A 7,226-nucleotide genomic window follows, 5' to 3' on the forward strand; every position below is an offset into this window, starting at 1 on the left:
GCACAAACCAGATTGGCTAAATCAGTGCTAGATGCCAGTTGGACAACACTAAGAACCATGCTCAAGTATAAATGCGAGAACGCAGGGGTATGTTATGAAGAAGTCAATGAAGCCTATACCACCCAAATTTGTTCGTGCTGTGGCTCACGCTATAGTAGTCCGAAAGGTAGAGCAGGACTTGGAATAAGAGAATGGCAGTGTGTGGAGTGTGGTACGCTCCATGATCGGGATGTAAATTCCGCACTGAATATTCTTGCGCTCGGGCATGAGCGTCTAGCAGTAGGAATCTCCGTCCTTTAGGTCGGGGAGGATGTCAACTAAAATTTGTCTAAAGCTAGGCGCGAATCACTGCCCCACTCTCTGCATCTAAAATACGGCTAGGTTGCTGGCTTAAACCCAAATCACCATTTAAGTAGTGCAATTGTTGATGGAAATATTGCGTTGTCTCTTGCAAAGAGCGTGCAGGGGCAAGTCCCGCAGGATTGGCACTGGTCGATACAATAAAGCCATCAAAGGCATGGCATAACGCCATACATAAAGGATGATTGGTTACGCGCACCGCTACTTTGGGGTGTTGACCTGTAATCCACTCTGGAATTGCGGCTGTGCTGGGTAATAGCCAGGTGGTTGCTCGATCTGTGGGATAAGTATTCGTCCATGACGCAATTACGCGATCTCGCATTTCGGGGTTTAAATCCTGCAGCAAATGCTCTACTTGTGACAGATGTCCTGCCAGTAAAATCACACCTTTTTCAATCGGACGCTGTTTCAGACGCAAAATTTCCAAAAATGCCTGTTGATTATATGGATCACATCCCAATCCCCAAACCGCCTCTGTAGGATAGGCCAGTACCTGTCCTTGTTGTAGACATGCAGCGGCTTCGGTGACAGAAGTTGTAATCATGGGAGTTTTACCTAAACAGAAACGTGAAATAGGCGCTTATTGTGAACCTTATTTGAGTGGACGACAACGCAGATATAAACCTGATTGTTGTAAACAGAAGCCCATGAGTTCCAGTTCCATTAATGCGCTGGTGAGTGTGGCAATATCTAAATTCAGTTGCTGTGCCAAGTGATCGATGCTTTGTCCGACCCAATCCAGTTGTTGATACAGTGCCAATAAATGCTCGGGAATATGCGGTGTACTTGTATCTGCTGTTTTTGTTGTGGTGGTTTGAAGTATTGCTTCAGTCGGTGGTGTAGATAATTTTGCTTTTGTTGAAGCTGCTGTAGTCTGATTTTGGCTTGATGCTATTTGGTTTTGTTGATATTGCCATTGGGTGGGTAGGGCTAAATCTTCAATCACTTGTTCAGGATGATCCACTAAAATTGCACCTTCACGAATCAATTGGTGGCAACCTTGATGAAATTCACTGTAAATATGTCCTGGAATGGCAAAAATTAATTTGCCTTGCTCTGCTGCCAGTTTCGCGGTAATCAGCGAGCCACTATTTAAACTGGCTTCAGCAACAATCACGCCTAAACTTAGTCCACTGACAATACGGTTACGTCGTGGAAAATGTTGCTGTAAGGGCTTAGTCTGTGGTAAAAACTCCGTAATCACGGCACCACCAGATTCTACAATTTTTTGGCGCAGGCTGTGATGTGCACTTGGATAAGTGCTGTCCAAACCTGTGCCCATGACTGCAATGGTACGTTGATGTTGCAAAGCACCTTGATGTGCGGCTTCATCAATACCTTGTGCCAAACCACTATTGATAAAGAACCCTTGTTCACTTAAATAATAAGCAAAATCATAAGCCACTTGCCGACCATGCGGGCTGGCTTTGCGACTGCCGACAATCGCAATTTGCGCTTGCAACAAAGCCTGTGCATTGCCTTGCCCAAATAAAATGGGTGGCTTGTTGGAATAGGGTCGTAACTGATTGGGATAGTCCGCATCGTCCAAAGTTAGAATAAAATCGCACTGCTGTTGCAGTTGATTCAGACATTGTTCAAAGGCGAGTTGCCCTGTTGGGCTGAGATATTCTTTGGCGCGTTGTAGATGGTTGGCATGAATGCGCACATCTGACCATGTGAGGAGGTGTTCGGGCTGCACTGCGGCAGCCACGGAACCATAATGTTGTACGAGTTTGGAAAAACTAGACAGTGAATGTTGAACCAAATACCACAACAAAATGTAGTTGATTTGCTGTGGGCTGAATGAATTCAACATCACCATCTTAAACCGTTTTAGTCGTCCATTCGTGGTGCTTGTAAGCTCGCACCGACTTTAATTGGTAATTCACTGTCTAAAACATAGGCATAGCTAATGTGGTCAAAGCTCTTGAAGACCATGATATTGCCAATACGTTCGCCTGGAAGCTGAACACGTTCTTTGGTTTTCGGGTCGGTGACCACTTCGCCTTTTTGCGCTACGCTAAACACATGACCAGATTGCACGCCATGTAATGTACCGCGATCAATTGCCACAACACTGTGTTTTGCTGCAGTACCAATCGAACCCATCACACGTAGCACCTGACCACCTGTGCTGACATTTTCAGCATGCGTTGGGTAGAACAAGGTTGGCAGCATTGGGTCATAAATTGGTAAGACGCGATCACCACGACGCACTTCGGCATTGTAGGTATCGGTCAATTCAAGTGTGGTGATGTCATTTTCACCACGTACTGCAATACCTGCAGCAACTTGAGTGAGTTCAATGCCTGCATTGAATTTTTGACCATTGGCATCGGTCAGCATGTACGGTTCGCCTTCACGATATACACCGTAGCGTTGACCTACTTCCAGACCTGTACCACGCGCATACACACTTTGACCTTTAGCGGCTAAAACACGTTGATCAGAAGTACCTAAAATATATGGTGTGCCTTGTAACGCATCTGCGGCAATAATGCTGCTGCGCTCTAACCAGTGTTTGATGTAGTCAAGTGGAATCACAGGAATGGTATTATTTAAAGACTCCACGCGAATTTGCGGCTGTAAATTGGTGCTCTTGCCTGCATAACGACGAATAATGCCTTCACAGCCATCGCCTTCATCTTTACCAATAATTGGACGACCTTCATAGGTACACATCAACAAACGGTCACCTGGGAAAATCCAGTGTGGATTTTTTACGTGACGGTTACTTGCCCAAATTTCAGGCCAACGTAATGGATTGTTCAGGAATTTTTTGGAAATATCCCATAAGGTATCGCCTTTTTTTACCACATACACATTTGGTGCGCTGGCTTTTAAGGCAGGCGGATTGATGTTTCGTGCAGGTGCTGCTTCAGCCACACTGATCGCACTAAGTCCCACTGTGAGACATACTGCGAGTGCTAAAACTTGCTTTTTAAACCCCAAGACACGAAAAGAGGATGTGTCTGTCAAAACCTTTTTCATTATCATAATTCCTAAAATTATGTATGTAGTTGCGTTATAATAACGATCTTACACACATTTTTTTGATGAAGCATTCCTTCATTCGGTTTTTTGATCAATGGCATATAAGTGAGGACGTCCCATGGCCTTATTACCTATTTTAAGTTTCCCGGATCCCCGTTTGCGTACCATTGCCAAACCCGTCGAAGAAGTGACCGACGAAATTCGTCAGCTTGCTGCAGATATGTTTGAAACTATGTATGCCGCACCAGGAATTGGTCTAGCTGCGACACAGGTAGATCATCATATTCAGCTGATTGTCATGGATTTATCTGAAAATAAAGATCAACCCATGGTCTTCATTAACCCCAAAGTTACCCCATTGACTGAAGAGACCCAACCGTATGAAGAAGGGTGTTTGTCAGTGCCTCAAATATACGACAAAGTTGAGCGTCCGTCACGTGTAAAAATTGAAGCGATTAACCTTGAGGGTCAAACCTTTGAGCTAGAAGCAGATCAACTTCTCGCTGTTTGTATCCAACATGAAATGGATCACTTAAATGGTAAATTATTTGTCGATTATTTATCACCACTCAAAAGACAGCGTGCCCGTGAAAAAGTGGAAAAAGTAGTGCGCCAGCGTCAGAAAGAAAAAGTTGCTGTGAAGCGTTAAAACAAACAACCATCTAGTTGTCCATGTTTAGACCAAAGCATAAAAATCAGCCCAATTTCGATTGGGCTTTGTTATACTTGCGCCACACAAATTCAGGATAGATGTTTTTGTTGTTGCGTAGTGGCTTACTGCTTTCATTTATCGCAGTTTTTTTACAGATTGCTGTATTTTTACAGCCTTTGCTGCCTGAGCAATATCAAGTTGCGCCAGTCTGTGAAACCATCACGCGTGCACTTTTGTTGCCACAAGCCCACGCAGTGCATACAAATTCTTCGCATACTGCACATTCATCTACATCACAGACCGATGATCAGCAACTGACCGTACAGCATGAACATCATCATCACGATGCTTCACATCAATGTCAGTATTGTACGGTCTATGGCAACTTGGTCTTGCCACCTGAATTAGAGCTTAAAGAGGTGCTTGATCGCATTCAGGTACGTCTTTTGGCTTTCCAAAAACGTTTTCAACACGTTTGGTTTGCACTTCAGCAACTCTTTTTACTTCCGCAGGGACGTGCTCCACCTCACTTTGCATAAATTCAATGTTTTTCGGGTCTGCTTTGACCCTAACTGTATTTATGTTTTGAAGTGAGAAATAAAATGGCTCAGCCTAAATTTTTATTACAGCCCATTGCGGCTGCAGTTTGTGTTGCCTGCTATTCAGCAAGTGCGTTTGCCGATCAAAGTATGCTGTCTGCGAATACGCATAGTCTTGCGCCTATTGTTGCAACCGCACAACAGGGCAATGATGCCAATGGTTTGGTGGTTCGTGCTAATCCAAAACAACCCATTCAGCCGATTCCAGCCACAGATGGTGCAGACTATTTGCAAAGCATAGTTGGCTTTAGTGCGGTCAACAGTGGTGCGGGTACCAATGGTGATGTGACCTTCCGTGGCATGTTTGGTTCACGTATTAAAATTTTAACCGATGGTTCTGAAAACTTAGGTGCATGCCCGAGTCGTATGGATTCACCAACCTCTTATATTTCCCCAGAAAGTTTTGATGAAATTACCGTCATTAAAGGCCCGCAAACGGTGCAATATGCCAACACGGGTTCGGCAGCAACGGTATTGTTTGAGCGTAAGCCTGAGCGATTTGGTGAAGGTCAAAACTATCGTGGCCAAGCCAGTGTCTTGATGGGGTCATTTGGCCGTTTAGATCATAATATTGAAGCGGCTGCGGGTGATGCGCAGAAATATATTCGTTTAAATGCCAACCGTTCTGTGGCAGACAGCTATAAAGATGGCAATGGCACGACTGTTCCTTCGGATTGGGAGCGTTGGAATGCCGATCTCGCTTTAGGTTGGACACCCGATGAAAATACTTGGCTTGAGCTGACAGGTGGTCGAGGTGATGCCGAAGTGGTTTATGCAGGTCGCATGATGGATGGCTCTGAATTTGACCGCGAAAGTTTGGGTTTACGGGTAGAAAAGAAAAACATCACTGATGTGATTAAGAAAATTGAAGCACAGGTGAACTATAGTTTTAATGATCACGTGATGGATAACTATAGTTTACGCGCCAAACCTATGATGGAAATGGCAACCAATGTGACGCGTAAAACATTAAATGCACGTATGGCTGTGACGCATGAGTGGGATAAATTACAGTTTATTACAGGTATCGATACCCAAAATAATGAACATGGTATTCGCAAAACAGATAAACAAGGTTCTTATCTGACTAAGCCTGTTTTAACCGATATGGAGTTTCAGTCTTATGGTGGTTTTGGTGAACTGAGTTATCAACTGAATGATCAAAATAAGTTGGTTACAGGTATACGTGTTGATCAGATCGAAGTAGACGCAGTACAAACGGCTCAACAACGTAAAGAAACCTTGCCAAGTGGTTTTATTCGTTTGGAAAATCAACATCCACACCATGATGCTAAAACTTATGTCGGTTTGGGCTATGTAGAGCGTATGCCTGATTATTGGGAATTGTTTAGTCCTCTGTCGGGTAACGGAAATAAAAATACGTTTAATCACATTAATACTGAAAAAACCCTTCAATTGGACTTTGGCTATCAACATGAGCATGGTGCATTTAGTTCTTGGGCATCGGCTTATGCGGGTTTGATTAATGACTATATTCTAACTAAATATACGAGTATGACAGATGCGCATACGCGCAATGTGGATGCAACCATTGCTGGGGCAGAAGTTGGTATGGGTTATCAATTTACCGATGCTTTGCAAGCTGATGTGAGTGCCATGTATGCGTGGGGTGAAAACACCACAGACAATACGCCGTTACCACAAATTTCACCTTTAGAAGGACGTTTAAACCTACGCTATGTTCAAGATAGATACACTTTAGGTGCATTATTACGTGTAGTCGATGGTCAAAGTCGTATAAGTAAAGATGAAGGTAATATCGTAGGTTACGACCTCAAAGAGAGCAGTGGCTTTGGCGTGTTGTCTTTAAATGGCAGCTATAACCTCAATAAAAGTGTTGATGTGTCTGTGGGTGTTGATAACGTTTTGGATAAAACGTATAGCGAACATTTAAATAAACTAGGTTTAAATGGGACTGGTAGTGCAGCAAAAGTTCAGTTTAACAATAGTGGTCGTAACTATTGGGCGCGTATCAGTATGAAGTTCTAATTTGGACTTTATTTAAACAAAAGCAGGGCTTTGGCTCTGCTTTTTACTTTTTTTGATAATAATTATTTATAAATCAGTTGTTTAAGTATTTGGACTGTGTTTAAAAGAATTGGTTAGATTTTTATTAAAATAAATTTATAAGATAAAACAGTAGCTTATCTATTTTTGGGTTTATAAAATAAACACTCGAAATATTTCTTTTACAAAAAGCCTTGCATGGCAAAATATTTGGCCTATAATGCACATCCATCGGCGGTGATGTTGATAAAAACTTGTTGAAAAACAATAGCTTGGTTGATTGGTTTGAGATTGATTAAGTTTGGTTTGAGTGGATAAGTTTGAAAATAAAATCAACATTGCATGTTGACTTTCTGGAAATAGAGAGTAGTATAGCCGACCTAGCTTGATGCTGACGAAGCATCGAGAAGATCATTAAGAGATTATGAAGAACAACTTGTGTGGATTTTTACTGATTGATTAATCGAAAATATTTCATTGATTGATTGGTTTAAATTACTCGAAGTTTATTTGAGCGAAATTTAAGTCAGAAAATTGATGAGCCAGATTTGGAAGTTTAGATTAAAACTTCAAAATGATTTTAACTGAAGAGT

General features: G+C 42.4%; 7 protein-coding genes. 4 read left to right on the forward strand and 3 right to left on the reverse strand.

Features of this window, described 5'->3' with window-relative positions:
- Positions 1–300, forward strand: a 300-nt coding sequence (locus tag FTU70_RS13995; protein ID WP_180060776.1) for an RNA-guided endonuclease TnpB family protein, incomplete at its 5' end; no start/stop codon positions are given.
- 34 nt (positions 301–334) lie between these two features.
- Here FTU70_RS13995 and FTU70_RS14000 read toward each other — a convergent pair.
- From FTU70_RS14000 to FTU70_RS14010, 3 genes are read right to left on the reverse strand one after another with little or no spacing between them, the layout of a single operon-like run.
- Entirely contained in the window at positions 335–904 is a 570-nt protein-coding gene (locus FTU70_RS14000; RefSeq protein WP_004970120.1) for an L-threonylcarbamoyladenylate synthase, read from the reverse strand.
- Between the two features lie 48 nt (positions 905–952).
- Complete coding sequence (gene dprA, locus FTU70_RS14005; RefSeq protein WP_004970117.1) at positions 953–2,176, reverse strand: DNA-processing protein DprA; 1,224 nt, start codon at positions 2,174–2,176, stop codon at positions 953–955.
- Between the two features lie 17 nt (positions 2,177–2,193).
- Positions 2,194–3,351: a LysM peptidoglycan-binding domain-containing protein gene (locus FTU70_RS14010; RefSeq protein ID WP_180060777.1), complete on the reverse strand. Its 1,158-nt coding sequence runs from the start codon at positions 3,349–3,351 to the stop codon at positions 2,194–2,196.
- A 121-nt stretch (positions 3,352–3,472) separates the two neighbouring features.
- On the opposite strand from FTU70_RS14010, the gene def reads away from it, so the two are divergent.
- The 3 genes from def to FTU70_RS14025 all read left to right on the forward strand — a co-directional run bounded on the left by def (position 3,473) and on the right by FTU70_RS14025 (position 6,615).
- Complete coding sequence (def, locus tag FTU70_RS14015; RefSeq protein WP_154321169.1) at positions 3,473–4,003, forward strand: peptide deformylase; 531 nt, start codon at positions 3,473–3,475, stop codon at positions 4,001–4,003.
- Positions 4,004–4,110: 107 nt separating this feature from the next.
- Positions 4,111–4,545 carry a DUF2946 family protein gene (locus FTU70_RS14020; RefSeq protein WP_154321168.1) on the forward strand — a complete coding sequence of 145 codons (435 nt, stop codon included), beginning with the start codon at positions 4,111–4,113 and terminating at the stop codon, positions 4,543–4,545.
- Between the two features lie 63 nt (positions 4,546–4,608).
- The gene (locus FTU70_RS14025; protein ID WP_180060778.1) at positions 4,609–6,615 is read left to right on the forward strand and encodes a TonB-dependent copper receptor; all 2,007 of its coding nucleotides are present in this window, start codon (positions 4,609–4,611) and stop codon (positions 6,613–6,615) included.
- The last annotated feature ends 611 nt before the right edge of the window (positions 6,616–7,226 follow it).

It is taken from the genome of Acinetobacter sp. YH12135, from assembly GCF_013418565.1.
In the GTDB taxonomy this organism is placed as follows: Bacteria; Pseudomonadota; Gammaproteobacteria; order Pseudomonadales; family Moraxellaceae; genus Acinetobacter; species Acinetobacter towneri.

Bases quoted from the DNA above. Each gene is read 5' to 3' on its own strand.
- FTU70_RS14000 (WP_004970120.1), bottom strand. From the start codon at position 904: ATGATTACAACTTCTGTCACCGAAGCCGCTGCATGTCTACAACAAGGA.
- FTU70_RS14025 (WP_180060778.1), top strand. From the start codon at position 4,609: ATGGCTCAGCCTAAATTTTTATTACAGCCCATTGCGGCTGCAGTTTGT.
- FTU70_RS14010 (WP_180060777.1), bottom strand. From the start codon at position 3,351: ATGAAAAAGGTTTTGACAGACACATCCTCTTTTCGTGTCTTGGGGTTT.
- dprA (WP_004970117.1), bottom strand. From the start codon at position 2,176: ATGTTGAATTCATTCAGCCCACAGCAAATCAACTACATTTTGTTGTGG.
- def (WP_154321169.1), top strand. From the start codon at position 3,473: ATGGCCTTATTACCTATTTTAAGTTTCCCGGATCCCCGTTTGCGTACC.